General features: G+C 71.9%; 24 protein-coding genes. 10 read left to right on the top strand and 14 right to left on the bottom strand.

Translation table 11 applies throughout. The annotated features are described in order from the left end of the window. Nucleotides 1-97: 97 nt before the first annotated feature. Entirely contained in the window at nucleotides 98-1,093 is a 996-nt protein-coding gene (trpS, locus tag OG917_RS19750) for a tryptophan--tRNA ligase (RefSeq protein WP_328318940.1), read from the top strand. Between the two features lie 15 nt (nucleotides 1,094-1,108). Here the strand turns inward: trpS and proC are convergent, their stop codons facing one another. The 11 genes from proC to OG917_RS19695 all read right to left on the bottom strand — a co-directional run bounded on the left by proC (nucleotide 1,109) and on the right by OG917_RS19695 (nucleotide 12,069). Further along, nucleotides 1,109-1,918, bottom strand: a complete 810-nt coding sequence (gene proC, locus OG917_RS19745) for a pyrroline-5-carboxylate reductase (protein WP_328318939.1) — start codon at nucleotides 1,916-1,918, stop codon at nucleotides 1,109-1,111. A 167-nt stretch (nucleotides 1,919-2,085) separates the two neighbouring features. Next, a complete protein-coding gene (locus tag OG917_RS19740) occupies nucleotides 2,086-2,823 on the bottom strand; it encodes an ABC transporter permease (RefSeq protein WP_328318938.1) in 738 nt (245 codons plus the stop codon). Beyond that, nucleotides 2,820-3,671, bottom strand: coding sequence for an ABC transporter ATP-binding protein (locus OG917_RS19735; protein ID WP_328318937.1), 852 nt, complete (start codon nucleotides 3,669-3,671; stop codon nucleotides 2,820-2,822). The genes OG917_RS19740 and OG917_RS19735 overlap by 4 nt, the downstream gene beginning before the upstream one ends. 65 nt (nucleotides 3,672-3,736) lie before the next feature. Then, nucleotides 3,737-4,498: a class I SAM-dependent methyltransferase gene (locus OG917_RS19730; protein WP_443058988.1), complete on the bottom strand. Its 762-nt coding sequence runs from the start codon at nucleotides 4,496-4,498 to the stop codon at nucleotides 3,737-3,739. Nucleotides 4,499-4,989: 491 nt separating this feature from the next. After that, nucleotides 4,990-5,748: a class I SAM-dependent methyltransferase gene (locus tag OG917_RS19725; RefSeq protein WP_328318935.1), complete on the bottom strand. Its 759-nt coding sequence runs from the start codon at nucleotides 5,746-5,748 to the stop codon at nucleotides 4,990-4,992. A gap of 114 nt (nucleotides 5,749-5,862) precedes the next feature. After that, nucleotides 5,863-6,456, bottom strand: a complete 594-nt coding sequence (locus tag OG917_RS19720) for a hypothetical protein (RefSeq protein WP_443058987.1) — start codon at nucleotides 6,454-6,456, stop codon at nucleotides 5,863-5,865. Nucleotides 6,457-6,661: 205 nt separating this feature from the next. After that, nucleotides 6,662-7,177, bottom strand: a complete 516-nt coding sequence (locus OG917_RS19715) for a GNAT family N-acetyltransferase (protein ID WP_328318934.1) — start codon at nucleotides 7,175-7,177, stop codon at nucleotides 6,662-6,664. A gap of 480 nt (nucleotides 7,178-7,657) precedes the next feature. Beyond that, nucleotides 7,658-9,508, bottom strand: coding sequence for a dihydroxy-acid dehydratase (gene ilvD, locus OG917_RS19710; protein WP_328318933.1), 1,851 nt, complete (start codon nucleotides 9,506-9,508; stop codon nucleotides 7,658-7,660). A 148-nt stretch (nucleotides 9,509-9,656) separates the two neighbouring features. Further along, the gene (locus OG917_RS19705; RefSeq protein WP_328318932.1) at nucleotides 9,657-10,298 is read right to left on the bottom strand and encodes a TetR/AcrR family transcriptional regulator; all 642 of its coding nucleotides are present in this window, start codon (nucleotides 10,296-10,298) and stop codon (nucleotides 9,657-9,659) included. Further along, on the bottom strand, nucleotides 10,295-11,113 hold the full coding sequence (locus OG917_RS19700) for a sugar phosphate isomerase/epimerase family protein (RefSeq protein WP_328318931.1): 819 nt from the start codon (nucleotides 11,111-11,113) through the stop codon (nucleotides 10,295-10,297). The genes OG917_RS19705 and OG917_RS19700 overlap by 4 nt, the downstream gene beginning before the upstream one ends. Before the next feature lie 23 nt (nucleotides 11,114-11,136). After that, on the bottom strand, nucleotides 11,137-12,069 hold the full coding sequence (locus OG917_RS19695; protein WP_328318930.1) for a Ppx/GppA phosphatase family protein: 933 nt from the start codon (nucleotides 12,067-12,069) through the stop codon (nucleotides 11,137-11,139). A gap of 47 nt (nucleotides 12,070-12,116) precedes the next feature. Here OG917_RS19695 and OG917_RS19690 point away from each other — a divergent pair, with 47 nt between their 5' ends. Then, complete coding sequence (locus tag OG917_RS19690; protein ID WP_443058986.1) at nucleotides 12,117-12,947, top strand: hypothetical protein; 831 nt, start codon at nucleotides 12,117-12,119, stop codon at nucleotides 12,945-12,947. A 154-nt stretch (nucleotides 12,948-13,101) separates the two neighbouring features. Here OG917_RS19690 and OG917_RS19685 read toward each other — a convergent pair whose 3' ends face one another. Further along, a complete protein-coding gene (locus OG917_RS19685; RefSeq protein ID WP_328318928.1) occupies nucleotides 13,102-14,802 on the bottom strand; it encodes a BACON domain-containing protein in 1,701 nt (566 codons plus the stop codon). 252 nt (nucleotides 14,803-15,054) lie between these two features. Here OG917_RS19685 and radA point away from each other — a divergent pair, with 252 nt between their 5' ends. Both radA and disA read left to right on the top strand, forming a co-directional pair. Beyond that, nucleotides 15,055-16,452, top strand: coding sequence for a DNA repair protein RadA (radA, locus tag OG917_RS19680; protein ID WP_328318927.1), 1,398 nt, complete (start codon nucleotides 15,055-15,057; stop codon nucleotides 16,450-16,452). 56 nt (nucleotides 16,453-16,508) lie between these two features. After that, a complete protein-coding gene (gene disA / locus OG917_RS19675) occupies nucleotides 16,509-17,660 on the top strand; it encodes a DNA integrity scanning diadenylate cyclase DisA (RefSeq protein ID WP_328318926.1) in 1,152 nt (383 codons plus the stop codon). Nucleotides 17,661-17,792: 132 nt separating this feature from the next. Here the strand turns inward: disA and OG917_RS19670 are convergent, their stop codons facing one another. Beyond that, the gene (locus OG917_RS19670) at nucleotides 17,793-18,632 is read right to left on the bottom strand and encodes a hypothetical protein (RefSeq protein WP_328322023.1); all 840 of its coding nucleotides are present in this window, start codon (nucleotides 18,630-18,632) and stop codon (nucleotides 17,793-17,795) included. 182 nt (nucleotides 18,633-18,814) lie between these two features. On the opposite strand from OG917_RS19670, the gene OG917_RS19665 reads away from it, so the two are divergent. The 6 genes from OG917_RS19665 (at nucleotide 18,815) to cseC (ending at nucleotide 23,993) form a co-directional block, all read left to right on the top strand. Further along, complete coding sequence (locus tag OG917_RS19665; RefSeq protein ID WP_328318925.1) at nucleotides 18,815-19,423, top strand: phosphatase PAP2 family protein; 609 nt, start codon at nucleotides 18,815-18,817, stop codon at nucleotides 19,421-19,423. Nucleotides 19,424-19,439: 16 nt separating this feature from the next. After that, on the top strand, nucleotides 19,440-20,405 hold the full coding sequence (locus tag OG917_RS19660) for an A/G-specific adenine glycosylase (protein ID WP_328318924.1): 966 nt from the start codon (nucleotides 19,440-19,442) through the stop codon (nucleotides 20,403-20,405). 177 nt (nucleotides 20,406-20,582) lie between these two features. Continuing rightward, nucleotides 20,583-21,134, top strand: a complete 552-nt coding sequence (locus OG917_RS19655) for a SigE family RNA polymerase sigma factor (protein WP_328318923.1) — start codon at nucleotides 20,583-20,585, stop codon at nucleotides 21,132-21,134. Further along, nucleotides 21,122-21,856 carry a hypothetical protein gene (locus OG917_RS19650; RefSeq protein WP_328318922.1) on the top strand — a complete coding sequence of 245 codons (735 nt, stop codon included), beginning with the start codon at nucleotides 21,122-21,124 and terminating at the stop codon, nucleotides 21,854-21,856. Before OG917_RS19655 ends, OG917_RS19650 begins: the two co-directional genes overlap by 13 nt. Before the next feature lie 12 nt (nucleotides 21,857-21,868). Then, nucleotides 21,869-22,567 (top strand): two-component system response regulator CseB, encoded by a 699-nt coding sequence (cseB, locus tag OG917_RS19645; RefSeq protein ID WP_328318921.1) that lies wholly within the window; start codon nucleotides 21,869-21,871, stop codon nucleotides 22,565-22,567. A 112-nt stretch (nucleotides 22,568-22,679) separates the two neighbouring features. Further along, a complete protein-coding gene (gene cseC / locus OG917_RS19640) occupies nucleotides 22,680-23,993 on the top strand; it encodes a two-component system sensor histidine kinase CseC (RefSeq protein WP_328318920.1) in 1,314 nt (437 codons plus the stop codon). Between the two features lie 95 nt (nucleotides 23,994-24,088). Here cseC and OG917_RS19635 read toward each other — a convergent pair whose 3' ends face one another. Next, complete coding sequence (locus tag OG917_RS19635; RefSeq protein WP_328318919.1) at nucleotides 24,089-25,639, bottom strand: MDR family MFS transporter; 1,551 nt, start codon at nucleotides 25,637-25,639, stop codon at nucleotides 24,089-24,091. Nucleotides 25,640-25,685 lie beyond the last annotated feature (46 nt).

Genomic DNA, 25,685 nt, shown 5'->3' with positions numbered 1-25,685 from the left:
GTATGCATTCAACGGCCGCCTCTCCGGCGGCCGTTCGCGTTTCTCCCTCCAGGAGCCGGCTGCCGGTGACGGCGGCTCCTGTCGAGAGGTGGAGAAAATGAAGCGGATCTTCAGCGGGGTCAAGCCCACCGGGCACCTGACGCTCGGGAACTACCTCGGTGCTGTGCGCGGATGGGCCGAGAACGACCAGTACCGGGCCGACGCGCTGTTCTGTGTGGTGGATCTGCACGCGCTGACCATGCAGCACGACCCCGCTCGGGTGCGGAGACTCAGCCGGCAGGCCGCGACGCTGATGCTGGCGGCCGGGCTCGACCCCGAGCAGTGCACCGTGTTCGTGCAGAGCCATGTCGACGAACATGCCCGGCTCTCGTACCTGCTGGAATGCACCGCCACGGACGGCGAGATGCGGCGAATGATCCAGTACAAGGAGAAGAGCGCACAGGCGAAGGCGTCCGGGGACAGTGTGCGGCTCTCGCTCCTCACCTATCCGGCGCTGATGGCCGCGGACATCCTGGCGTACGCGACCGATGAGGTGCCGGTGGGTGAGGACCAGACACAGCATGTCGAGCTGGCCCGCGATCTGGCGGTGCGCTTCAACCAGCGGTACGGCCACACCTTCACGGTGCCGGAGGCCACGCGGCCCCCGGTGGCGGCGCGCGTCATGGACCTGCAGGACCCCACGTCGAAGATGGGGAAGTCCCACGAGTCGGGTGCGGGGATCGTCTATCTGCTGGACGACCCCGGTGTGGTGCACAAGAAGGTCATGCGCGCCGTGACCGACAGCGGGAGCGAGGTCGTCCACGACCGGGACGCGAGCCCCGGAGTGGCCAATCTGCTGGAGGTGCTCGCGGCCTGTACCGGAAAGGAACCCGGCGAGCTCGCCGGGACGTACACGTCGTACGGGGCGCTGAAGAAGGACACGGCCGACGCCGTGGTGGAGCTGCTGCGGCCCGTCCAGGAGCGGCATGCGGCCCTGGCGGCCGATCCCGGCTACCTGGAGGAGGTCCTCAGGCGGGGTGCCGGGCGAGCGCGGGCCATGGCCCGGCCCACGGTCGATGCCGCGTACCGGGCCATCGGGCTGCTGGAACCGTAGCCGTGGAGCGGTGATTCAGCCGTTTCCGGAGGCCAGCTCGCGGCTGCGGTCGCGGGCTGCCTCCAGGGCGGCGATGAGAGCGGCCCGTACGCCGTGGTTCTCCAGTTCGCGGATCGCGTTGATGGTGGTCCCGGCGGGGCTGGTCACCGCCTCGCGGAGTTTCACCGGGTGTTCGCCGCTGTCCCTGAGCATCACGGCCGCGCCGATGGCCGCCTGGACGATCAGGTCGTGGGCCTGGGCGCGGGGAAGACCGAGGAGGATGCCGGCGTCGGTCATCGCCTCGACCAGATAGTAGAAGTACGCCGGGCCGGAGCCGGAGAGTGCGGTGGCCGCGTCCTGCTGGCTCTCCGGGACCCGGACGGTCTTGCCCACCCCGCCGAAGATCTCCTCGGCGTGGGCCAGGTGCGCTTCCGTCGCGTGGCTGCCGGGCGAGATGACGGACATGGCCTCGTCCACCAGGGCCGGGGTGTTCGTCATGACCCGGACCACCGGGGTGCCCGCCGCGAGACGTTCCTCGAAGAAGGAGGTGGGGATGCCCGCCGCGCCGCTGATGACCAGGCGGTCCGCGGGGACGTGGGGGGCGAGTTCACCGAGGAGCTTCCCCATGTCCTGGGGCTTCACGGTGAGGATGAGGATGTCGGCTCGCTCGGCCGCCTGCTGGTTGCTGACCGGTTCCACCCCGTAGCGGGTGCGGAGCTCATCGGCGCGGTCCTGGCGGCGGGTGGTGACCAGGAGGTCGGCGGGCGGCCACCCCGCGCGGAGCATCCCGCTGAGGAGGGCTTCGCCGATCTTGCCGGTGCCTAGGACTGCGACTGTCTGGGCCATGGCTCTGTTCACCTCGCCGGTCGGGGCGGTCTGTCGGGCGGTCTGTCCGTCTCGGGATCATCCTCGCACCGGGGTGGTGCGGCGCGGGTCCCTGTCCGACGGGTGGTACGGGGCGGGCGGCCAGGTGGACGGCGCGGGGCAGGGTGCCGGGGTGCTGGTTCCTCTCGTCACGTCGTGCGGCGGCGCAGGGTCGCCGCGCCCAGGGTCAGGACCAGCAGCGCGCAGCCGCCCACGATCACGGCATCGCGTACGAACACCGCCGTCATGTCGCCGTGGCGGAGCACCTGGTTCATCGCGTCCACGGCGTACGACATCGGCAGGACGTCGGAGAGGCCCTCCAGGAGCGGCTGCATCCGGGCGCGCGGGGTGAACAGTCCGCAGAGCAGCAGTTGGGGGAAGATCACGGCCGGCATGAACTGGACGGCCTGGAACTCCGAGGCCGCGAATGCCGAGACGAACAGGCCGAGTGCCGTGCCCAGCAGCGCGTCGAGGAGCGCCACCAGGAGGAGGAGCCAGGGCGAGCCGGTGACGTCGAGGTCCAGGAGCCAGAGCGAGAGGGCGGTGGCCAGGGCGGACTGGACGATGGCCAGGAGGCCGAAGGCCAGGGCGTAGCCCGCGATGATGTCGGCCTTGCCGATCGGCAGGGACAGCAGGCGCTCCAGGGTGCCCGATGTGCGTTCGCGCAGGGTGGCGATCGATGTCACCAGGAACATCGTGATCAGCGGGAAGACCCCCAGGAGTGACGCGCCGATCGAGTCGAAGGTCTGCGGCGACGCGTCGAACACGTACCGCAGCAGCGTGATCATGACGGCCGGGATCAGCAGCAGGAGCGCGATCGTGCGCGGGTCGTGGCGGAGCTGGCGCAGGACCCGGCTGGTGGTGGCGAGGGTGTGGGTGAGGTTCATCGGCTTGTCTCCCGTGCCGCGTCGACCAGGTGGAGGAAGGCGGCCTCGACGGTCGGGGCCTGGGTGCGGGTGCGCAGTTCGTCCGGGGTGCCCTCGGCCAGGAGCTCGCCTTCGCGCATCAGGAGCAGCCGGTGGCAGCGTTCCGCCTCGTCCATGACGTGGGAGGAGACCAGCAGGGTGGTGCCGCCGTCGGCCAGGGTGTGGAACAGGGCCCAGAGGTCTCTGCGGAGCACCGGGTCGAGGCCCACGGTCGGCTCGTCGAGGACGAGGAGTTCCGGGGCGCCGAGCAGCGCCACCGCCAGCGAGACGCGGCTGCGCTGGCCTCCGGAGAGGTTGCCCGCCAGGGCGGTCGCGTGCGCGGTCAGGTCGACCTGTTCGATGACGCGCGCGACGTTGTCGCGGGCGCCGAGTATCGACGCGAAGTACTCCAGGTTCTGGTGGACGGTGAGGTCGTCGTAGACGGACGGCGCCTGGGTCACGTAGCCGATGCGGTGGCGCAGCGGGGCGGCGCCCGCCGGGTGGTCGAGGACGGTGAGGGCCCCGGTGACCTTGGCCTGGGTGCCGACGACCGCCCGCATCAGGGTGGACTTGCCGCAGCCGGACGGACCGAGCAGTCCGGTGATCCGGCCGCGGGGGACGGTGAAGCCGAGGTCGCGCAGGACGGGGCGCCCGCCCCTGGTCACGGAGAGGCCATGGGCGCGGACTGCTGCCGGGAGGGGCCGGTCCGCGTCGGTGTTCGCGGGGGTGCGGGAGGCCGGTTCCGTGCCGGATCCGGTGGGCTCGGCCCTGGGCCGGTCCCGCGGGGGCGGCGTCGGGCCGGGTGTGGCCCGGTCTCTGGAATTCATCATGTGATGAATAATTCTCCCGGCGGGCGGTCACGTCAAGGAGTGCCGCCCGCCGGTGCGCGCCGCCGTCAGCGGACCGCCACGCAGAGCTCGACCACGTACGCCTCGCGGACCACACCCTGCGGGAAGACCTCCGTGAGGGCGGCGCGCTCCTCGTCGATGAACTTCCCGGTGGTCTCGTCCCCCGCGACCAGGAAGACGGAGTGGCTGGCCAGATTGGCGAGATGCGTGTCGAGCGGGACCTCACGGGTCCAGGGGACCGTGCGGCCGGCGAAATCGAGGTCGCCCGCGTCGCGCGTCCGCCCGGCGGTGCCGTGGGCGCCGAGCGCGATGTCGGCGTGGCCGAAGAAGCGCCGGATGCGGGACGTCTGGTCGGCGACCCACCCCACGTCGCGGTCCGCGACGTTCCACCAGAGGGCGAGCGCGCCGCCGGGCCGCAGGACACGCATCGCCTCGGGCACCGAACGGGCCGGATCCGTCCAGTGCCAGGCCTGGGCGTACGTCACGAAGTCCGCTGACGCGTCGGCGAGCGGCAAGTTGTTCCCGTCGCCGCGCACGACAGGTACGCCGGGCAGTGTGCGGCGGAACTGCTCCGTCATGCCGTCACCCGGCTCGACCGCGACGATCCGGGCGCCTCGCTCGTGGAGAAGGGCTGTGGCTATCCCGGTGCCCGCGCCGACGTCGGCGACCCGGGCGCCGGCCAGCGGCCGGCCCGCGAGCTCCTCCACCGCGTCCAGGAGGGCGGGCGGATAGGAGGGGCGGTTCGCGGCGTAGGCGGCTGCGGCGGCGTTGAAGGAGTGGGCGCGCGAGGTGGTCGTCATAGGGGCCATCCTGCCCACGTCCCGGGGGGTTCGCCCCCGTCCCCGGGGTACGTCGGGGGCGTCTCCGTGGGCGGTGCGGGTGGCGGCGCCCGGCAGGCGACGCGAGTGCGGCGCCCGGCGGGCAGGCGGCGCGGGTCACCAGCGGATCCGGCGGTGGTCCGCCGCACACCCTGGACCCTGGCGGGTCGCGGCCGTGCCCGCGGCGCTGATGGCCGTCTGCGCCCCGGTGGTACGGCAGGCACTCGGGGCGGAGCGCTCTGTCAGCAGTGCGGGGACGCGGAGTGGCGGGGCGCTGTCGTCAGCGCGGTGGCCGGGGTGGTGGCGGGGGCGGAGGACGGGGTGGTGGCGGGGGCGCTTCGGGTGTGGCGGGCGACGGAGGACGGGGCACGACGTTGCGGACACTCCCCGGGCATCGGGCCCGGCCGGTCTGTCCGGACCGCCCGCGCCGCCCCTCCCGCGCCTCCCGCGCCGCCTCCGCCCCCTGTCGTCCTCGACGGTCTTCAGCCGGCCGGGTTCCGTACTGCCGTGAGGTTGATGACGTACTCCTCCCGCACTCTTCCGTCCGGGAAGATCCGCAGCAGCTGCGCCCGCTCGTCGGCCAGGGCCCGGGCGGCCTTCTCCTCCGGCGCAGCCGCCACGTACGAACGGCTGGCCAGCTGGGAGATGTGCGTGCCGATGTCCACCTCGCGGGACCACTGCAGTCGGCGGAAGGCCGGGTTCAGGCCGTCGTACAGAGTCTTGATGATCACCGGCGCCCTGGGGGCGGTCCCGTAGCGGTAGTACTCGGGGAGCCGCTTCTCCAGCCGGGCCTCCTGGTCCGCGGCCCAGCGTACGGAGAGGTCCGGCACGTTCCACCAGAGGGCCAGCACCCCGCCCGGCTTCAGGACCCGCAGGGCTTCGGGGACGGAGCGGGTCGGTTCGGTCCAGTGCCAGGCCTGGGCGTACGTCACGAAGTCGGCGCAGCGGGAGGCGAGCGGGAGCGCGTCGCCCACCCCCTGCACCAGGGGGACGTCCGGAAGCGCGGAACGCAGCTGCGCTGCCATACCGGGACCCGGTTCGACGGCGACGACCTCGGCGCCGCGGTCCCGGAGCAGGCCGCTGGCGATGCCGGTGCCCGCACCGACGTCGACCACGCGTGCCCCTTTGAGCGAGCGGTGCGCCATGGCTTCCACGGCGTCGAAGAGCGCGGGCGGATATCCGGGGCGTGCGGCTGCGTACTGGGCTGCGACCGGGTCCGAGGACAGTGCGAGTTCCCTCATGTCCGACATCTTCGTGGTCGGCGGGCGCCGGGAACAGAGGCAGGGACGGGGGCTCCGCGGACGGGATGGCGGAGTTGGCGGAGATGAGGTGCTTCCGTGGCCCGGGGGCTACGGTCAGCCGCGCCGGGGCTTCGGCTTCCTGCGGGCCGCCGGGTTTCCTGTGCGGGCGCCCCTGCGCTTCTCGTACGCGGCGAGGGCCGTCGTGTACTCGGCACGCCGCAGCTGCTCGCCGGGGGCCTCCGTCAGGGACCGGACGAAGTACGCGAGGAGCGAGCCGGCGAAGCCGATCGCCTTCAGGCTGCGCAGGGATTCCTCGCGGGCCGGGTCGGCGGGTCGGCGGCGGAAGCCGTCCCAGGTGCGGGTGAAGGCGACGGCGCTGCAGACGGCGAAGACGGCCACGAAGAGGACGGTGGCGAAGCTGCCGATGTCGGCGGTCTCCACGCCCTGGTAGGCGAGCCGCAACACGAAGCACGCGGCGACCGTCGTGATCAGCGCGCCGCCCGCGACCGCGGCCCGCCGCAGCCCGTAGCCGCTGTCGTGGCCGACCCAGGTCGTACCGAAGAAGCGGATGGTCTCGGGCTGCGGGCCGCCGGGCGTACGGTCCTGGCCGGTCGTGCCGTTACGGACGGCGCTGCCGCCCGGGGCGGCGGTCTTCGCGGTGCCGTCGCCGTTCTCGCCGTTCTCGCCGTTCTCGCCGTTGTCGCTCACGGGCCCGATTATCCCCCGCCGCCGGTGCGCGGCCGGACGGTGGTGCGCCGGGGCGGCTGCCCTCTGACAGCGGAGTCCGTCGCTTCGCCATCCGATCGAGGCGTTCGACGGCGAACGCAGCCGTTCCGACTCCCCCGACGGGCGTTCTTCGAGTTGTGGGCCGTGCGAGGGGGATCGAAGCCCCCTCGCACGACGGGTCGTGCTGTCAGATACCGAAGGGGGTCGCGTAGCGGATGGTGCCGCTGGGCAGCGGGTGGGCCTCGTCCAGGGTGAGGGCCATCATGGCCTCGTCCGGGACGTCGATGGTCAGGCCGATGCCATGCGCTGAGGCGCGGGTGAAGCCGAAGCGCGGGTAGTACGCCGGGTGTCCGAGGACGGTGACGTGGTACTCGCCCATGTCCTGGGCAGCCTGGAGGGCTGCACGGATGGCGGCTGAGCCGGCGCCGCTCTTCTGATGCTCGGGCCGTACGGCGACGGGCGCCAGGCACAGGGCCGGGGTGTCGCCGATGTGGCAGCGGGTCAGCAGGGCGTGGCCGATGGGGGTGCCGTCCTCGTCGGTGGAGACAAGGGAGAGGCCGTCGATCCAGGAGGTGTCGGCGCGCAGGGAGTCGACGAGGTCGGCCTCCATCGCGGTCTCGAACGCAGCGAGGTCGATTGCGCGGATGGCGGGGATGTCGGCGCCGGTCTCGGCGCGGGTGATCCAGTTGCTGTGGGTACGCATGACGGGATGAATCCGTTTCATGGTGAGGTCCGTGCAGGGAATGCCGCGCGAGCTCACGCTCTCAGCGGGGCAGGGGTGACGGGTCAGACCGTCGCCCGGGACGTGAGGGCGGTCCGGGCGCTGCGCATCGCAGTGGCCTTGGGCGCGGTCATCAGCCCCACCTCCCCTTCATCCTCGACCTGGAGCAACACGAACTCGTCAAATGTACCCCGCCCCGGCACTCGCTCTTCGGACTTCGAATGGAAGGCGGTCCCAGCCCGGCCCCTGCGGCCGGTTCCCGTCGGGCCGGCGTCGTCATCAACCCTGCGTCCGACGACTCGTCGACATCCGATCCAGTCGCCGCAGGTCAGCGAGTTGCACACGGCTCTTCGCCGGCGAAGGACAGCGGCGGCGGGCGCAGAAGAGGCGGCGTAACGCACAGGCCCGGACCCACACACCGAGGAGAAGTGCGGGTCCGGGCCTGAGCGGTGCGTGCGGTGGTCAGCCGAGCTTCGAGACGTCCCTGACCGCGCCGCGGTCGGCGCTGGTCGCCATCGCCGCGTAGGCCTTCAGCGCCTGCGAGACCTTGCGCTCGCGGTTCTTCGGCGCGTACACGCCGTTCAGTGCGGCGCGGCGGGCCGCCAGCTCCTCGTCGGAGACCAGCAGCTCGATGGAGCGGTCCGGGATGGCGATGCGGATGCGGTCGCCGTCCTCGACGAGCGCGATCGTGCCGCCTGCCGCTGCCTCGGGCGAGGCATGGCCGATCGACAGGCCCGATGTGCCGCCGGAGAAGCGGCCGTCGGTGACCAGGGCGCAGACCTTGCCGAGGCCGCGGCCCTTGAGGAAGGACGTCGGGTACAGCATCTCCTGCATACCCGGGCCGCCCTTGGGGCCCTCGTAGCGGATGACGACGACGTCGCCCGCCGCGATCTCCTTGCGGAGGATCTTGTCGACGGCGTCCTCCTGCGACTCGCAGACCACGGCCGGGCCCTCGAAGGTCCAGATGGACTCGTCGACGCCGGCGGTCTTCACCACGCAGCCGTCCACCGCCAGGTTGCCCTTGAGGACAGCGAGGCCGCCGTCCTGGGAGTACGCGTGCTCGGCGTCGCGGATACAGCCGCCCGCCGCGTCCGTGTCGAGGGTGTCCCAGCGCTCGGACTGCGAGAACGCCTCGGCGGAGCGGACGCAGCCGGGGGCCGCGTGCCACAGCTCGACCGCTTCGGCCGACGGGGAGCCGCCGCGCACGTCCCAGGTCTTCAGCCAGTCGGCGAGCGACGGCGAGTGGACCGAGTGCACGTCCTCATTGAGCATGCCGCCCCGGTACAGCTCCCCGAGGATGGCGGGGATACCGCCGGCCCGGTGCACGTCCTCCATGTAGTACGTGCCGCCGGGTGCGACGTTGGGCGCGACCTTGGACAGGCACGGAACGCGGCGTGAGACCTCGTCCATATCCGCAAGACCGTAAGGCAGTTCGGCCTCCTGTGCGGCGGCCAGCAGGTGCAGGATCGTGTTGGTCGAGCCACCCATCGAGATGTCCAGCGCCATCGCGTTGTCGAAGGCGGCCCGGGTGGCGATGGCGCGCGGCAGGACGGTCGCGTCGTCCTGCTCGTAGTGGCGCTTGGTGATCTCGACGACGGTGCGGCCCGCGTTCTCGTACAGCGCCTTGCGGGCGGTGTGGGTGGCGAGCACCGAGCCGTTGCCGGGGAGTGCCAGGCCGAGGGCCTCGGTCAGGCAGTTCATCGAGTTGGCGGTGAACATGCCGGAACAGCTGCCGCACGTGGGGCAGGCGTTCTCCTCGATACGGAGGATGTCCTCGTCCGAGACGCTCTCGTCGACCGCGTCGCTGATGGCGTTGACCAGGTCGAGCTTGCGGACCGTGCCGTCGACCAGCGTCGCCTTGCCGGCCTCCATCGGCCCGCCGGAGACGAAGACCGTGGGGATGTTGAGGCGCAACGCGGCCATCAGCATGCCCGGGGTGATCTTGTCGCAGTTGGAGATGCAGATCAGGGCGTCCGCGCAGTGCGCCTCGACCATGTACTCGACGCTGTCCGCGATGAGGTCGCGCGAGGGGAGGCTGTAGAGCATCCCGCCGTGGCCCATGGCGATGCCGTCGTCCACGGCGATGGTGTTGAACTCCCGGGGCACCGCACCCGCGGCCTTGATCGCGTCGGAGACGATCCGGCCGACCGGCTGGAGGTGGGTGTGGCCCGGCACGAACTCGGTGAACGAGTTCGCGACCGCGATGATCGGCTTGCCGATGTCCCCGCTCGCTACGCCCGAGGCTCGCATGAGGGCACGGGCGCCCGCCATGTTGCGGCCGTGGGTGACTGTGCGGGACCTCAGCTCGGGCATCGTGGCTCGCTCCTTAGGCAGATGTGACTGCCGTCGAGCGTACGCCTGCCCTCCAAGATCCGGACACCGCGTCCGGATGACGGGACGAGCGCGGCCCGCCGCGGAAGGGCGGGGCCGCCGCCCGCAGCGGCCGGGCGGGCCCGCCGCCTCACTCCGTCAGATACCTCTGCAGGGTGGGGGCGACCATCGTCACGATGTCGTCCACCTCCGCCGACGCCATCGGCTCCACCTTGATCACGTACCGCATCATCGCGAGGCCGATCAGATGCGAGGCCGCCAGCTCCGCCCGGAACTGCGGATCGGATACGGACAGCTCCGCCGCCACCCGTTCGAGTACCCGCTGCCACACGAATCCGCGCAGCACCTTCGCCGCCGCCTCATGGGTCAGCGCCGAGCGGATGACCGCCAGCAGCGGGGTGCGGGTCGCCTGGTCCTCCCAGATGCCGAAGAAATAGCGGGCGAGCCGCTCGCCGATGCCCTCGGTCCCCGCGCCGAGCAGCGAGGTGACGAGCTGGACGGGCTCCATCGTGATCTCGACCGCCGCCGCGAAGACCTCGTCCTTCGTTCCGAAGTAGTGGTGGACGAGCGCCGCGTCGACCCCGGCTGCCTTCGCGATGCCGCGTACGGAGGTCTTGTCGTACCCGCGCTCGGAGAACTCCTCGCGGGCGGCCTCCAGGATGCGCTCGCGCGCGCCGCCGCCCTCGGCCGCCCGGTCCCGCGGGGGCCGGCCCCTGCGGCGCCCGGGAGCGGGCGCGGGGCCACCGCCGGGGGCAGTGCCCTCGCGGGTCACGGGCGGGGGGCCCGGGCGGCCAGGTGGAGGCGGGTGAAGGCGAGGGCCTCCGCCAGGTCGGCCTCGCGCTCGGCCGTGGACATCGCGCGGCGGGTGTTGACCTCGATGACGACATGGCCGTCGAAGCCGCTTCCCGCGAGCCCTTCGAGCAGTTCGGCGCAGGGCTGCGTACCGCGTCCGGGCACCAGGTGCTCGTCCTTGCCCGAGCCCCGGCCGTCGGCGAGGTGCACATGGGCCAGCCGCGGCCCCATCCGGCCGATCATCGCCATCGCGTCGGTGCGGGCGGTGGCGGTGTGCGAGAGATCAGCGGTGAAGTGGCGGTAGTCGCTGTTGGTGACGTCCCAGTCGGGGGCGTACGCCAGCATCTCCCGGTCCCGGTAGCGCCACGGGTACATGTTCTCCACGGCGAACCGCACATCGGTCTCGTCCGCCATCCGCCAGATCCCGTCGACGAAGTCACGGGCGTAGGTGCGCTGCCAGCGGAAGGGCGGGTGGACGACGACGGTGGAGGCGCCGAGCCGCTCGGCGGCCGACCTGGCGCGCTGGAGCTTGGTCCAGGGGTCGGTGGACCAGACCCGCTGGGTGATGAGGAGACAGGGCGCGTGCACGGCGAGTACCGGCATCCGGTGGTGATCGGAGAGTCTGCGCAGCGCCTCGATGTCCTGGCTGACGGGGTCAGTCCACACCATCACCTCGACGCCGTCGTAGCCGAGGCGCGCGGCGATCTCGAACGCCGTCGCCGTCGACTCCGGGTACACGGACGCCGTGGACAGCGCGACCTTCGCATCCGGGATGCGCACCACTGGATCTGCCACGGAAGACAGCGTACGGGCCCCGCTCACCTGACCGGGAGGTGGTCGAGGCGGCGCAGGATGACGCCCTCACGCAGCGCCCAGGGGCAGACCTCCAGTTCCTCGACCCCGAGGAGGTCCATCGCCCCCTCCGCGACCAGCGCACCCGCCAGCAGCTGGGGTGCGCGGCCGGCGGAGACCCCGGGCAGCCGGGCCCGCTCCGCCGATGTCATCGCGGCGAGCCTGGGGACCCATTCCTCAAGTGACGTACGGCTCAGCCCGCGGGGCACGTACGGGCCGTCGCCGGAGCGCGCGGCTCCTCCTATGCGGGAGAGCTGTTTGAAGGTCTTGGACGTCGCGACCACCCGGTCAGGTCTGCCGAAGCGGGTGAAGTCGCCGGCGATCCTGGCGATCTCCGCGCGGACATGGCGGCGCAGCGCCCTGACGTCCTGCGGGTCGGGCGGATCGCCCGGCAGCCACGCCTGTGTCAGCCGGCCGGCGCCGAGCGGCAGCGACACCGCGGCGTCGGGGTCCTCGTCGATGCCGTACGCGATCTCCAGCGAGCCGCCGCCGATGTCGAGCAGCAGCACCCGGCCGGCGGACCAGCCGAACCAGCGCCGGGCGGCGAGGAAGGTGAGCCGGGCCTCGTCGGGGCCGGTGAGGACCTGGAGGTCGACGCCGGTCTCGTCGCGCACCCTGGCGAGGACGTGGTCGGCGTTGGTGGCCTCGCGCACGGCGGAGGTGGCGAAGGGCAGGACGCTCTCGGCACCCTTGTCCTCGGCGGCCCGGAGGGCGTCGTTGACGGTGGCGACCAGCCGGTCGACGCCCTGGGAGCCGATCGCGCCGTCACCGTCGAGCAGTTCGGCCAGGCGCAGCCCCACCTTGTGCGAGTGCGCGGGCAGCGGGCGCGCGCCGGGGTGGGCGTCGACCACCAGCAGGTGAACGGTGTTCGAACCGACGTCGAGGACTCCGAGTCTCATGGACGGAACGCTACTGGGCGGGGGCAAGGGGGTGGCCGTTCGGGCTGATGGGGGCGGTGTCCCCGTACGCTGGGTGCGTGCCGAAGACGAAAAAGGCGAAGCCGGGCAAAACTGCCGGGCAGCCGAAGCCGAAGAGTGACGAGCAGGGCCTGGATTTCGCGCGTGCCTGGGTCGAGTTCCCGGACCCCGCCGACGACGAACAGATCTTCCGCTGCGACCTGACCTGGCTCACCTCCCGGTGGACCTGCATCTTCGGCAGCGGCTGCCAGGGCATCGAGGCGGGCCGCGCCGACGACGGCTGCTGCACGCTGGGGGCGCACTTCTCCGACGAGGAGGACGAGGAGCGGGTGGCCGGTCATGTGGAACGGCTCACGCCCGACCTCTGGCAGTTCCACGACGTCGGTACGGACTCGGGATGGGTCCAGCTCGACGAGGACGGGGAGCGCCAGACGCGGCGCTGGAAGGGCTCCTGCATCTTCCAGAACCGGCCCGGGTTCGCGGGCGGCGCGGGGTGTTCGCTGCACATCCTGGCGCTGCGCGAGGGCAAGGAGCCCCTGGAGACGAAGCCGGACGTCTGCTGGCAGCTGCCGGTCCGCCGGACGTACGACTGGATCGAGCGGCCCGACGAGTCGCGGGTGCTCCAGATCTCGATCGGTGAGTACGACCGCCGCGGCTGGGGACCCGGCGGCCATGACCTGCACTGGTGGTGCACGTCGGCGACGTCCGCGCACGGTGCGGGCGATCCCGTCTATGTGACGTACCGGCCGGAGCTGATCGAGTTGATGGGCGCGCCGGCGTACGAGCGCCTGGTGGAGCTGTGCGAGGAGCGCGTCGCCGCGCTGCTGCCGATGGCTCCGCACCCGGCCGACCCGCGGTAACGGCGGCCGGCCTCTCCGGGGCGGGTGCCCGCCCCGGAGAGGCGGCGGGGCGCCCGGAGCCGCCGCCCTGCCCGCTGTCCCTGATTCCCGCCGCCTCGCCTCCGGCTCCGGGCCCCTCCTGTCCGCCACGCCGGTGAGGCGTGCCCGTTCTCCGTCAAGCCGGTGAGGGCGTGCCCGGAGCCGACGGCGAGGGGCTCGCCGGAGGGTCCGATGCGGTCGGAGTAGGGGTCGGCGTCGGATCCGACGGGGTCGGGGTGGGTGTCGGACGGCCCGTCGGTGCCGGGCCCGTCGTCGGACCGCCCGACGGTGTCGGACGGCCGTGGCCGTGGTGACCGTGCCCATGGCCGTGCCCGTGGGTCCCGTCCCTCCACCCGTACCCCCGCATCACGACCACGGCACCCGACGGGTCGAAGGCGATCCGGGCCGACCAGGCGCCGGCCGGTTCGCTGCGGTGGTCGACGTAGACCCGGAGCGTGATCGAGCCGCCCGGCGACAGGACGCCCGACGCGCTGCTGAGGTAGAGCCACGGGGCGCTCCTGGCAGCCGACCAGCTGAGCGGGCGGTCCCCTTCGTTGGTCAGGGTGACCGAGGTACGGCCGCCGGACGCGCGGGCCGCGACGGTGAGGCCTCCCGGCGCCACCGAGCCGCCGCCCGTCTTCTTCTTCCCGGCGTCCGGGCTGATGACCTCGACGGACACATCGGGCGAGCTGCCGTCGTCGGCGAGCGGGGTGCGCGGGGTGCTGGCGCTGCCCGCGTTCTCGTAGTGGTCGTACGGGCTCGCGCCGTCCCTGCCCGGCCCCCCGGCCTCGCTCGCCGTCACCGAACCGCCGTGGCCCTCGCCGGTGGCGGGCGCGTGGCGGTAGGCCACCCACAGGGCCAGGACGGGGGCGGCGACGACCGTCGCGACGACGGTCGTCGTCACCGCGCGGGAGCGCATCCGGTCGCGCCGGGCCGCGCGGTCCTTCGGGTCCAGCGGGAAGCCGGTACGGCCGAAGCGCGGGGTGTGGCCGCGGGGCGCGTGCAGCATCGCCCCGTACGCGGCGGATCGTTCCGCCACGACGAGCGGCAGGGCCGCGGGGGTGGGCGGTGTGACGGTGGAGCCCGGCCAGGGGCCGGTGGCTCCGGCCCGCTCGGCGACCCGGCGGCAGCGCGGGCAGTCGTCCACGTGCCGGACGAGCTCGCGGCGGAGCGCCGTGGAGAGCAGGACCCGGTTGTCGCCCGTGAGCCGGGCGACGCTCGGGCAGTTGCCGGTCTCGACGACCGCCAGGGCGGCTCGCGTCCGCTCGACCTCGCAGGCCCCGGCTGCCAGCAGCTCGCGGGCCGCGGTGTGTTCGAGGCCGAGCACGGCGGCGACCTCGCGTGAGCCCAGGCCGTGGCGTACCGCGAGCTCCAGCGCCTCGCGCTGTTCCGGCGTGGTGCCTGCGGCCTCGGGCCAGGCGAGTGTGGCGAGATCGCGCCGCTGCCGCTCGGCGGTCTCGGCCGCCGCCGGCTGCTCGGGTCCGGGCGCGGGCTCGGGCTCCGGCGCGCGGCCGGCGTGCGCGCCGGGCCGCAGCCGCTTCTGCTCGGCGAGCTTGCGCAGACAGGCCCAGCGCGCGAGGGCGTACAGCCAGGCCCGGCGGCTCTGTTCCCCGGCGGGACAGCGGCTGAACTGCCGTTCCGAGACGGCCAGCACCTCGCCGAGTACGGCGGTGGCCCCCGTGTGGTCGCACAGGACGGAGAGGCAGTAGGTGAAAAGGCCGTCCAGATACGCCTCGTAACGGACCGGCGGCCGCTGTTCCGCCGGCTGAGGGGCGCGCCGGTGCGCCCGGTGTGCGCCGGTGGTGTGTGTGGGGTTCTCCAGCCTGCTGCTCGTCACCCGGCCGACGGTAGGCCGGTAATAGCCGCCTTCTAGCACCTCTTGAGGGCATTTAATCCTTACGGGTGAACGTATCCCTCAAAAGGGGACAGGAATTCCGTATTCCGTCCGGTTCCCGTTCGATCCCCGTCCGCTCGGCACCCTCCGTCCGCCGTCGGCCGTCCGCCGTCGGCCCGGCACCGTCCGCCCGGCCTCCGTCCACCGTCCGCCTCCGCAGGATCCGCTGTCGGTGCGGGCGGTTACGGTGGCGCCATGGCCACCCGCGCGAAGACCAGAGACCGGCCGTCCTACCGCTGCACCGAATGCGGGTACACGACGGCCAAGTGGCTGGGCCGCTGCCCCGAGTGCCAGACCTGGGGGACGGTCGAGGAGCAGGGCGGCGGGCCCGCCGTACGGACGACCGCGGCCGGCCCGGTCAGCAGCGCCGCCATTCCCATCGGCCAGGTCGACAGCCGGACGGCGACGGCGCGTTCGACCGGGGTAGCCGAGCTCGACCGGGTGCTCGGCGGCGGTCTGGTGCCCGGCGCCGTGGTCCTGCTCGCCGGGGAGCCGGGCGTCGGCAAGTCCACGCTGCTGCTCGATGTCGCGGCGAAGGCCGCCGACTCCGACCACCGCACGCTGTATGTGACGGCCGAGGAGTCCGCGAGCCAGGTCAGGCTGCGCGCCGACCGGATCCACGCGATCAACGACCACCTCTATCTGGCGGCGGAGACGGATCTCGCCGCGGTGCTCGGCCACCTCGACGCGGTGAAGCCGTCGCTGCTGGTCCTGGACTCGGTACAGACCGTGGCCTCGTCCGAACTCGACGGCGCGCCGGGCGGCATGGCCCAGGTGCGCGAGGTGGCCGGCGCGCTGATCCGCGCGTCCAAGGAGCGCGGGATGTCCACGCTGCTGGTCGGACACGTCACGAAGGACGGCGCCATCGCGGGGCCCCGGCTCCTCGAACACCTGGTGGACGTCGTGCTGTCCTTCGAGGGCGACCGGCATGCCAGGCTGCGGCTGGTCCGCGGCGTCAAGAACCGTTACGGGGCGACGGACGAGGTCGGCTGCTTCGAGCTGCACGACGAGGGCATCACCGGCCTCACCGACCCGAGCGGGCTGTTCCTGACGCGCCGTGACGAACCGGTGCCGGGGACCTGCCTGACCGTCACCCTGGAGGGCAAGCGCCCGCTGGTGGCGGAGGTCCAGGCGCTCACGGTCGACTCGCAGATCCCCTCGCCCCGGCGCACCACATCCGGTCTGGAGACCTCCCGGGTCTCGATGATGCTCGCCGTCCTGGAGCAGCGCGGCAGGATCAGCTCGCTGGGCAAGCGCGACATCTACACGGCGACGGTCGGCGGTGTGAAGCTCACCGAGCCGGCCGCCGACCTGGCCGTGGCGCTGGCACTGGCCTCCGCGGCCGGCGACATCCCGCTCCCGAAGAACCTGGTCGCGATCGGGGAAGTGGGGCTGGCCGGCGAGGTCAGAAGGGTCACCGGCGTCCAGCGCAGACTCGCCGAGGCCCACCGTCTCGGCTTCACCCACGCCCTCGTGCCGACCGATCCGGGGAAGGTCCCCGCCGGCATGAAGGTCATCGAAGTGGCGGACATGGGGGACGCGCTGCGAGCCCTCCCGCGCCGTCCAAGGGCCCGCGCGCCTCAGGACGAGTGAGCACGCCGGTAGACTTTGCCCTGGTCTCGCCTGTCCGTACGAGCCGGAGGAGCGCAGTGGCAGCCAATGACCGAGCAGCAGCCGGGAGGTCCGGCGGGAGCTCGTCCGGCAATGAAGCGCTGATGCGTGCCACGCTGAGCGCCGTGGCGCCCGGAACCGCACTCCGCGACGGCCTGGAGCGCATCCTCCGGGGGAACACCGGCGGCCTGATCGTCCTGGGCATGGACAAGAGCGTCGAAGCGATGTGCACGGGCGGCTTCGTCATGGACGTCGAGTTCGCCGCGACCCGCCTGCGGGAGCTGTGCAAACTCGACGGCGCGCTGATCCTCGACAAGGATCTGACCAAGATTCTCCGGGCCGGCGTCCAGCTCGTGCCCGACGCGTCGATCCCCACCGAGGAGACCGGCACCCGGCACCGCACAGCCGACCGGGTCTCCAAGCAGTGCGGCTTCCCGGTCGTCTCCGTATCGCAGTCGATGCATCTGATCGCGCTGTACGTGGACGGGGAACGCCGGGTCCTGGAGGAGTCGGCTGCGATCCTGTCCCGCGCCAACCAGGCTCTGGCCACGCTGGAGCGGTACAAGCTGCGTCTTGACGAGGTGGCGGGCACGCTCTCCGCGCTGGAGATCGAGGACCTGGTGACGGTCCGGGACGTGACGGCGGTCGCGCAGCGGCTGGAGATGGTCCGCCGGATCGCCACCGAGATCGCCGAGTACGTCGTGGAGCTGGGCACGGACGGCCGGCTGCTCTCCCTCCAGCTGGACGAGCTGATCGCCGGGGTCGAGCCGGAGCGCGAGCTGGTCGTCAGGGACTACGTGCCGGAGCCGACCTCCCCCAGGGCGGCCTCCGGGAGGGGCCCGCAGCGTCCCCGTACGGTCGCGGACGCACTGGTCGAGCTGAACACGCTCAGCCACACCGAGCTGCTCGAACTGCCTGTGGTGGCCAGGGCACTGGGGTACAGCGGCTCCCCCGAGACGCTCGACTCCGCGGTGTCGCCGCGCGGATACCGGCTGCTGGCGAAGGTGCCGAGGCTGCCCGGAGCGATCATCGAGCGGCTCGTCGAGCACTTCGGCGGCCTGCAGAAGCTGCTCGCGGCGAGCGTGGACGATCTCCAGACGGTGGACGGCGTCGGCGAGGCCCGGGCGCGGAGTGTGCGGGAGGGGCTCTCCCGGCTCGCGGAGTCCTCGATTCTGGAGCGTTACGTATAAGCGTCGGGCCACTGTCCGGTCCCGGACAGTGGCCTGCGGGCGACGGCGGGTCATTCTGGCCGCCGCCCCCGGACTCTCTTCCCGGGTGCCCTTCCCCGGCCGCCCCCCGGGAAGGCGGCCAGGTGCCGCGCCTCAGTCCTTCGTCAGGACCACGGACGCCTGCTTGACGGGCATCCCCGGCGCCTTCGCCTCGACCAGATAGGTCCCGGCCCCCGCCGTCCGCGGCCCCGGCTTCTTGCACTTCGGCGCCGACTTCTTGCGGTCCCACTCCACGGTGTGCGTGATGGTGCTGTGCGCCGGGACCTTGAGGAAGAGGGATCCGCCGTCCTTCGGGCAGTCCTTGGACGACCAGATCACGTCGTCGTCGGTGGCCGATGTGATCGTGAGCACAGTGGCCTTGGGCCCGAAGTCGGCCTTGCACGCGGTGCCCGACGTGTTCTTGGCGACCAGGTCGAACTTCGGCTTCTCACCGGGCGGGTAGCTGTTCTTGGGGTTGTGCAGCGTCAACTGGACAGCGCCCGCCTTGCAGTCGGGGAGCGCGGAGCTCGCGGAGACCTGCTCGCCGGCGCTGTCGGCACCGGCGCCCGCGGCCGAACCGCCGCTTCCGCCGGTCCCGTTGGCGCCGCCGACCGATGCCGCGCCACCCGAGCCGCTGTCCGCACCGCCCTGACCGGCCGAGCCGGAACCCGCCGAGCCCGAACCCGAACCGGAGGACGAGCCCGACCCGCCGGAATCGCCCGACCCGCCTGTCCCGCCCGGCGCTTGACTGATCGCCGGACCCGACCCGGAAGGACCGGGCGTGATGGAGGGCGCGGGATTGGGCCCCTTCGCGCCCGGACTGCCGTGCTTTCCGCCGCTGCCCGAGGTGACGATCCACACCACGAGAAGGGCGAGCAGCGCAACCAGGGTCGCCGCCACTGCCCTCCGTCGCCAGTAGATGGAGGAGGGAAGCGGCCCGACCGGATTGCGCATAGATCCCACGCGCAAACTGTACGAGAGATCAGACCCAACTCAGGCCCCACCCGCCGCCGTCCGTACAACTTTTACGGATCATCATTCCGCAGACCACGGCCGGTGCCCCTGTCCCGGGCCCTCCGGGACAGGCAAGATCGCTCGCGGTCACCGCTCCGGGATGATCCATACTGTCCGTCACCATGGACAGTTCTTCCGAGCTCTACCGAAATATCGTCGAATTCGCGCACTCCACCCCCTCCTGGGTGCAGCAACTCATGGAGTGGTGGACCGAGGGCGGACTGCTGCTCTTCGCTGTGCTCTTCGTCGTCGTCTGGTGGCGGGCGCGTACGGCGTCCGCACAGGCGATGGCGCTGGCGCTGGTCGCACCCCTGGGCACCGCCATCGCGTACGTCCTGAGCGAGGTGCTGAAGTCGGTGATCCACGAGGACCGCCCGTGCCGGGCGGTCGCCGGGGCGATGAGACCGCTGATCGACTGCCCGGCGCCAGGCGACTGGTCCTTCCCCAGCAACCACTCGATCATCGCGGCGGCCGCGGCGGTCGGTCTCTCCCTCGCGCTGGTGCGTCTGGTCTGGCTGACCGTGCCGGTCGCGGTGCTGATGGCCTTCTCACGGGTCTTCGTCGGTGTCCACTACCCGCACGATGTGCTCGTCGGCCTGATCCTCGGCGCGCTGATCGCGCTGCTCGTCTCCGAGGGGCTGACCCGGCCCGTACGGTCGCTGGTGGGGACGGCACGGTCGAGCGACATCAGCGTGGCGGCCTGGTTCATGGGGCCGGGTGCCCGGAGCTGAGAGGATTGGACGTGCCATGACTGCAACCACTGAGACTTCGACGTCCGCCGCCGTCCCCTCTGCCGCCTCCCCTGCCGAGTCCTCAACCGGCCTGCCGGACTCCGCCGCTGCCGCCGCCCTGCACTCCTCCGTCATCACCTGGTTCGGCGCGAACGCCCGTGATCTGCCCTGGCGCCGCCCCGAGGCGGGCGCCTGGGGGGTCATGGTCAGCGAGTTCATGCTCCAGCAGACCCCCGTCGCACGGGTGCTGCCGGTGTACGAGCAGTGGATGGCACGCTGGCCGAACCCGGCAGGCCTCGCGGCCGAGGCCCCCGGTGAGGCGGTCCGCGCCTGGGGCAGGCTGGGATATCCGCGCCGCGCCCTGCGCCTCCACGGAGCAGCCCAGGCCATCACCGAGCGGCACGGCGGCCAGGTGCCGTCCGAGCACGGCCAGTTGATCTCGCTGCCCGGTATCGGCGAGTACACGGCGGCGGCCGTCGCCTCCTTCGCGTACGGCAGGCGCCACGCGGTACTCGACACCAACGTGCGGCGGGTCTTCGCGCGCGCGGTCGCCGGGGTCGAGTACCCGCCGAACGCCACGACGGCCGCCGAGCGCAGGCTGGCCCGCGCGCTGCTCCCCGACGACGAGATCACGGCGGCGCGCTGGGCCGCGGCCTCCATGGAGCTGGGCGCGCTGGTCTGCACGGCAAAGAGCCCCGAGTGCGGGCGCTGCCCCATCGCCGGGAAGTGCGCCTGGCGGCTGGCCGGCAAACCGGCCCACGTGGGGGCGCCGCGGCGCGGACAGACGTACGCAGGTACGGACCGGCAGGTGCGCGGGAAGCTCCTCGCGGTGCTGCGCGACACGTCAGGTCCCGTACCGCAGTCACAGCTCGACGCGGTGTGGCACGAGCCGGTGCAGCGGGCCAGGGCGCTGGACGGCCTGGTCGCCGACGGGCTGGTCGAGCCGCTGGCGGACGGGGTCTACCGGCTCCCGCTCACCTGACCCGGCCGGCGCCGGATCAGGTGGTTCCCGTTTCAAACCTGATCTCCGTTACACAACCGATGGACAGCCGTGCGTCTGCCGACGGCTGGTACGCACGACTCCGTGACAACGCCTCCGTAGCTTCGTGGACAGACCACAGCACAGCATGAACACGGGGAACGACGGAGGCGGTTGGGTATGGCGCACGGTGAGGTGCTCGAATTCGAGGAGTACGTACGCACCAGGCAGGACGCCCTGCTGCGGAGCGCCCGCCGGCTGGTGCCCGACCCCGTCGACGCCCAGGACCTGCTGCAGACCGCCCTGGCACGCACCTACCGCCGCTGGGAGGGCATCGCCGACAAGTCGCTGGCCGACGCCTACCTGCGCCGCGTCATGATCAACACCCGCACCGAGTGGTGGCGCGCCCGCAGGCTCGAAGAGGTCCCCACCGAGCAGCTGCCCGACGCGAGCGTCGAGGACAGCACGGAGCAGCACGCGGACCGGGCCCTGCTGATGGACATCCTGAAGGTGCTGGCTCCCAAGCAGCGCAGTGTCGTCGTCCTGCGACACTGGGAGCAGATGAGCACCGAGGAGACGGCTGCCGCGCTCGGCATGTCGGCCGGTACGGTGAAGAGCACACTGCACCGGGCCCTTGCGCGGCTCCGGCAGGAGCTGGAGAGCCGCGACATCGACGCGCGTGCGCTGGTCCGTGGGGAACAAGAGATGGGGCGGGAGCGGTGCGCGGCCTGACTGAGGGACCGGAGGGCGGTCCGGGCGGCGGTCCCGGCGGCTCCGGGGACGACGACCGGGACAGAGTGGGCAGAACCAGAAGAGGCACGCAGGCGGCGGGTGTCACGGCGGTGGCCGGGCTCGCCGTCATCGGGCTGTTCGTGGCCGGCTGCGACTCGGGCGGTACGGGGACGCGCGACGAGGGGGCGGCCCATTCGGTCCCCGCTGTCGCGCCGACGAAGGACCCGGGATCGGCGGCTGCCACCCGGCCCGGCGAGCGGGTGGACGCGGTGGCCCTGCTGAAGCAGGACGCGGCGGTCAGTACCTCGGTCAAGCGGGATCTGAAGCCGTGTTCGGGCAGCGACTACCCCGTCGACGTCTCGTACGCGCGGCTGACCGGCGGCGATGTCGCCGATGTGGTGGTGAACGTGATGACGTGCCGCAGTGCGGTGGGGGTCGCCACGTACGTCTACCGCGCGCAGGGCGGCTCGTACAAGAACGTCTTCGGGTCGGAGGCCGCGCCCGTCTACTCCGAGATCGACCGGGGCGATCTCGTGGTGACGAAGCAGCAGTACGCGAAGGGCGACTCGATGTCGTACGCGTCGAGCGAGGACGTGATCACGTACCACTGGACGAACAACAAGTTCGCGCAGACCGACGCCGTGCACACCGACTTCAGCCGGGCGGTCGGCGACGGGGACGCCGACGGGGACCCCGCCACCACCAGCCCCACGGGCAACTGAGAGAGCAGCGGGATGGCAGAGACCCATGTCCTCTTCGTCGAGGACGACGATGTGATCCGCGAGGCGACGCAGCTCGCGCTGGAGCGGGACGGCTTCCGGGTCACGGCGATGCCCGACGGGCTCTCCGGGCTTGAGGCGTTCCGGACGAACCAGCCCGACATCGCGCTGCTCGACGTCATGGTGCCGGGGCTGGACGGGGTCTCCCTGTGCCGCCGGATCCGTGACCAGTCGACCGTCCCGGTGATCATGCTGTCGGCACGGGCCGACTCGATCGATGTGGTGCTCGGCCTGGAGGCCGGGGCCGACGACTACGTGACGAAGCCCTTCGACGGTGCGGTCCTGGTGGCCCGCATCCGCGCCGTCCTCCGCCGCTTCGGACACGCGGCGGGCACCGGTGCGGACCCCGGGGCCGAGCCTGACGAGCGCGGGGTCCTGGCCTTCGGCGACATCGAGATCGACACGGAGGGCATGGAGGTACGGAAGGGCGGCTCCCCTGTGGCGCTGACCCCGACCGAGATGCGGCTGCTGCTCGAATTCTCCTCGGCGCCCGGTGCGGTGCTCTCCCGCGACAAGCTGCTGGAGCGGGTCTGGGACTACGGCTGGGGCGGTGACACCCGGGTCGTGGACGTCCATGTGCAGCGGCTGCGGACAAAGATCGGACAGGACCGGATCGAAACGGTCCGCGGCTTCGGATACAAGCTGAAGGCATGAAGCACCTCGCTCCGCCGACCGGCGTCCGGCGGCTGTGTCTCCCGGGGGGCCGGCCCCGCACCCCAGGCCGGAGAAGCCCCGTGGCCGGCCCGCGTCGAACAGGAACGCCGACATGAAGCACCTCGCTCTGCGGACCGGCGTCCGGTGGAAGATCAGCATCGCCATCGCCGCGGTCGGTGCGCTGATCGCCGTCGCGCTCAGCCTCGTCGTGCACAACGCGGCCCGCGTCTCCATGCTCGACAACGCGCGGGACACCCAGGTCGTCCGGCTCCAGTTCGCCCTGCGGCTCTTCGAGTCGAAGAAACAACAGCAGCAGCAACCGCAGCTCGGCTCCAAGGTCAACGACCCCAGCCTGCCCAGGGAGCTGCGGCGCCGGGCCGCGGAGAACCGGATCTCGACGCTGGTCGTCGAGCACGCCAACGGGATCCCCGACGTCTGGGCGGCGGCCCCGCTCTCCGACGGTGATGTGCTCTCGCTGCACAGCCGCTACGGAAGCAGCGCGTCCGTGCTGCAGGACCTGGACCGTGCGCTGATCATCGGTTCGGTCTCGGTGGTGCTCGGGGGCAGTGCACTGGGCGTGCTGATCGGCGGCCAGCTCTCGCGGCGGCTGCGCAAGGCGGCCGCGGCTGCCACCAAGGTCGCTCAGGGCGGTACTGACGTCCGGGTCCAGGCGGCCATCGGCGGTCTGGTCCGGGACGAGACCGACGAGCTGGCCCGCGCCGTGGACGCGATGACCGACACCCTGCAGGAGCGGGTGGAGGCCGAGCGCCGGGTCACCGCGGACATCGCGCACGAGCTGCGTACGCCGGTGACCGGGCTGCTGACGGCCGCGGAGCTGCTGCCGCCCGGCCGGCCCACCGAGCTGGTCCGCAACCGGGCGCAGGCGCTGCGGACCCTGGTCGAGGACGTGCTGGAGGTGGCCAGGCTGGACAGCGCCTCCGAGCGGGCCGAGCTCCAGGAGATCGCACTGGGCGAGTTCGTCAGCCGCCGGGTGACGATCATGGCTCCGGACGCCCAGGTCCGGGTGGTGCACGAGTCCTGGGTCAACACCGATCCACGGCGGCTGGAGCGGATCCTCGGCAATCTGCTGGGGAACGCGGCCAAGCACGGCGGGACACCGGTGGAGGTGACCGTCGAGGGCCGGGTGGTACGGGTGCGCGACCACGGGCCCGGGTTCCCCGACACCCTGCTGCGTGAGGGGCCGAGCCGTTTCCGTACGGGCAGCTCGGACCGGGCGGGTGTCGGGCACGGGCTGGGACTGACCATCGCGTCCGGTCAGGCCAGGGTCCTGGGGGCGCGGCTGACCTTCCGCAACGCGGCACCGGAGGGCGCGAAGGAGACGGGCGGCGCCATCGCGGTGCTCTGGCTCCCGGAGCACGCACCGACCAACACCGGCAGCTTCCACACCCTGACCCGGCCCTCGTAACCGCGGCGCGCACCACGTACCGGAACGAGAGAGGTCCGGACGCGTCGCGCGTCCGGACCCCACTCACCTGCGTACCGCGGGAAGCGGTGCGGGAGTTACAGCTCCTGCACCGGTGCGGGGGCCTCCGCGCCACCGCGCAGCGCCACTTCCTTGACGAAGACCGCCGCCACGATGACCGCGAGACCGGCGAAGGCACCCAGCAGGAATCCGCCGTGGGTACCGGCGGCGACCGCGAACTGGTACGCGTCCCTGGCCTTCTCGGGCAGCTTGGCCAGGCTCGCCGCGTCCAGCTGCGCCGAAGGCAGCGAGGCTCCCTTGCCCATCCGCGCGGTCATCTCGTCCTGCACCTTGTTGGTGAAGAGCGCGCCCATGATCGAGACGCCGAAGGAGGAGCCGAGCGTACGGAAGAGGGTGGTCGAGGACGAGGCGACGCCCATGTCCTTCATCTCCACGCTGTTCTGCGCGACCAGCATGGTGATCTGCATCAGGAAGCCCATACCGGCACCGACCACGGCCATGTACACGCCGGTCGTGAGCCGCGTGGTGTGTACGTCCATCGTCGACAGCAGGTAGAGCCCGACCACCATCAGTGCGCCGCCCGCGATCGGGAAGGCCTTGTACTTGCCGGTGTTGGTGGTGACCCGGCCCGCGACGAGCGAGACGGCCATCATCGCCAGCAGCATGGGCATCAGGAGCAGGCCCGAGTTGGTCGCGGACGCGCCCTGGACCGACTGCTGGAACAGCGGCAGGAAGAGCATCGCGCCGAACATCACGAAGCCGGTCAGGAAGCCGATGACCGACATCAGCGAGAAGTTGCGGTTGCGGAAGATGTGCAGCGGCACGATCGGCTCGGCGGCCTTGGTCTCCCAGAAGACGAACCCGATCAGTGCGGCGACGCCGATGAAGATGAGCTCCATGATGACGGCCGAACCCCAGGCGTACTCCGAACCGCCCCAGGTCGTGACCAGCACGATCGAGACGATGCCGATGGTCAGCAGCACCGTGCCCAGATAGTCGATACGCCCCCTGGCCCGCTTCTTGGGCAGGTGCAGCACGGTCGTGACCATCGCGAGCGCGACGGCGCCCAGCGGGAGGTTGATGTAGAAGGTCCAGCGCCAGCCGAGGTGGTCGGTGATGGCGCCGCCGACGAGCGGTCCGCCGATCATCGCGACCGCCATGACGCCGGCCATCATGCCCTGGTACTTGCCGCGCTCACGCGGCGGAATCAGGTCGCCGATGATCGCCATGACGCCGACCATCAGACCACCGGCGCCGAGGCCCTGGATGGCCCGGAAACCGATCAGCTGGCTCATGTCCTGGGCCATACCGCTCAGCGCGGAGCCGATCAGGAAGATCACGATGGAGGCGAGGAAGGCGCCCTTGCGCCCGTACATGTCCCCGACCTTGCCCCAGATGGGCGTGGACGCCGCCGTTGCCAGCGTGTACGCGGTCACCACCCAGGACAGATGTGCCAGACCGCCCAGCTCCCCCACGATGGTCGGCATCGCCGTGTTCACGATCATGTTGTCGAGCATCGCGAGCAACATGGCGATCATCAGCGCGAACAGCACGACCCGGACGCTGCGAGGCTGTGGCTCGGCTTTGCCTCCTGCCTCTGCTCTCGACAGTTCTGCGGTTTCCGACACGTACCCCACCACTCCCCTGGAACTGCCGGGCCATCCGATACTTACT

This window comes from Streptomyces sp. NBC_00388 (assembly GCF_036061255.1).
In the GTDB taxonomy this organism is placed as follows: Bacteria; Actinomycetota; Actinomycetes; order Streptomycetales; family Streptomycetaceae; genus Streptomyces.
Note: the sequence above shows the minus strand (reverse complement) of the source record. Positions and strands in the feature narration are given on the sequence as shown.

Coding starts and splice junctions, on each gene's coding strand:
- OG917_RS19690 (WP_443058986.1), top strand. CDS start 12,117: ATGGGGGCGGTGTCCCCGTACGCTGGGTGCGTGCCGAAGACGAAAAAG.
- OG917_RS19725 (WP_328318935.1), bottom strand. CDS start 5,748: ATGAGGGAACTCGCACTGTCCTCGGACCCGGTCGCAGCCCAGTACGCA.
- cseC (WP_328318920.1), top strand. CDS start 22,680: ATGAAGCACCTCGCTCTGCGGACCGGCGTCCGGTGGAAGATCAGCATC.
- OG917_RS19665 (WP_328318925.1), top strand. CDS start 18,815: ATGGACAGTTCTTCCGAGCTCTACCGAAATATCGTCGAATTCGCGCAC.
- OG917_RS19695 (WP_328318930.1), bottom strand. CDS start 12,069: ATGAGACTCGGAGTCCTCGACGTCGGTTCGAACACCGTTCACCTGCTG.
- cseB (WP_328318921.1), top strand. CDS start 21,869: ATGGCAGAGACCCATGTCCTCTTCGTCGAGGACGACGATGTGATCCGC.
- radA (WP_328318927.1), top strand. CDS start 15,055: ATGGCCACCCGCGCGAAGACCAGAGACCGGCCGTCCTACCGCTGCACC.
- OG917_RS19730 (WP_443058988.1), bottom strand. CDS start 4,498: ATGGCCCCTATGACGACCACCTCGCGCGCCCACTCCTTCAACGCCGCC.
- proC (WP_328318939.1), bottom strand. CDS start 1,918: ATGGCCCAGACAGTCGCAGTCCTAGGCACCGGCAAGATCGGCGAAGCC.
- OG917_RS19660 (WP_328318924.1), top strand. CDS start 19,440: ATGACTGCAACCACTGAGACTTCGACGTCCGCCGCCGTCCCCTCTGCC.
- OG917_RS19655 (WP_328318923.1), top strand. CDS start 20,583: ATGGCGCACGGTGAGGTGCTCGAATTCGAGGAGTACGTACGCACCAGG.
- OG917_RS19740 (WP_328318938.1), bottom strand. CDS start 2,823: ATGAACCTCACCCACACCCTCGCCACCACCAGCCGGGTCCTGCGCCAG.
- OG917_RS19670 (WP_328322023.1), bottom strand. CDS start 18,632: ATGCGCAATCCGGTCGGGCCGCTTCCCTCCTCCATCTACTGGCGACGG.
- OG917_RS19735 (WP_328318937.1), bottom strand. CDS start 3,671: ATGATGAATTCCAGAGACCGGGCCACACCCGGCCCGACGCCGCCCCCG.
- trpS (WP_328318940.1), top strand. CDS start 98: ATGAAGCGGATCTTCAGCGGGGTCAAGCCCACCGGGCACCTGACGCTC.
- OG917_RS19715 (WP_328318934.1), bottom strand. CDS start 7,177: ATGCGTACCCACAGCAACTGGATCACCCGCGCCGAGACCGGCGCCGAC.
- ilvD (WP_328318933.1), bottom strand. CDS start 9,508: ATGCCCGAGCTGAGGTCCCGCACAGTCACCCACGGCCGCAACATGGCG.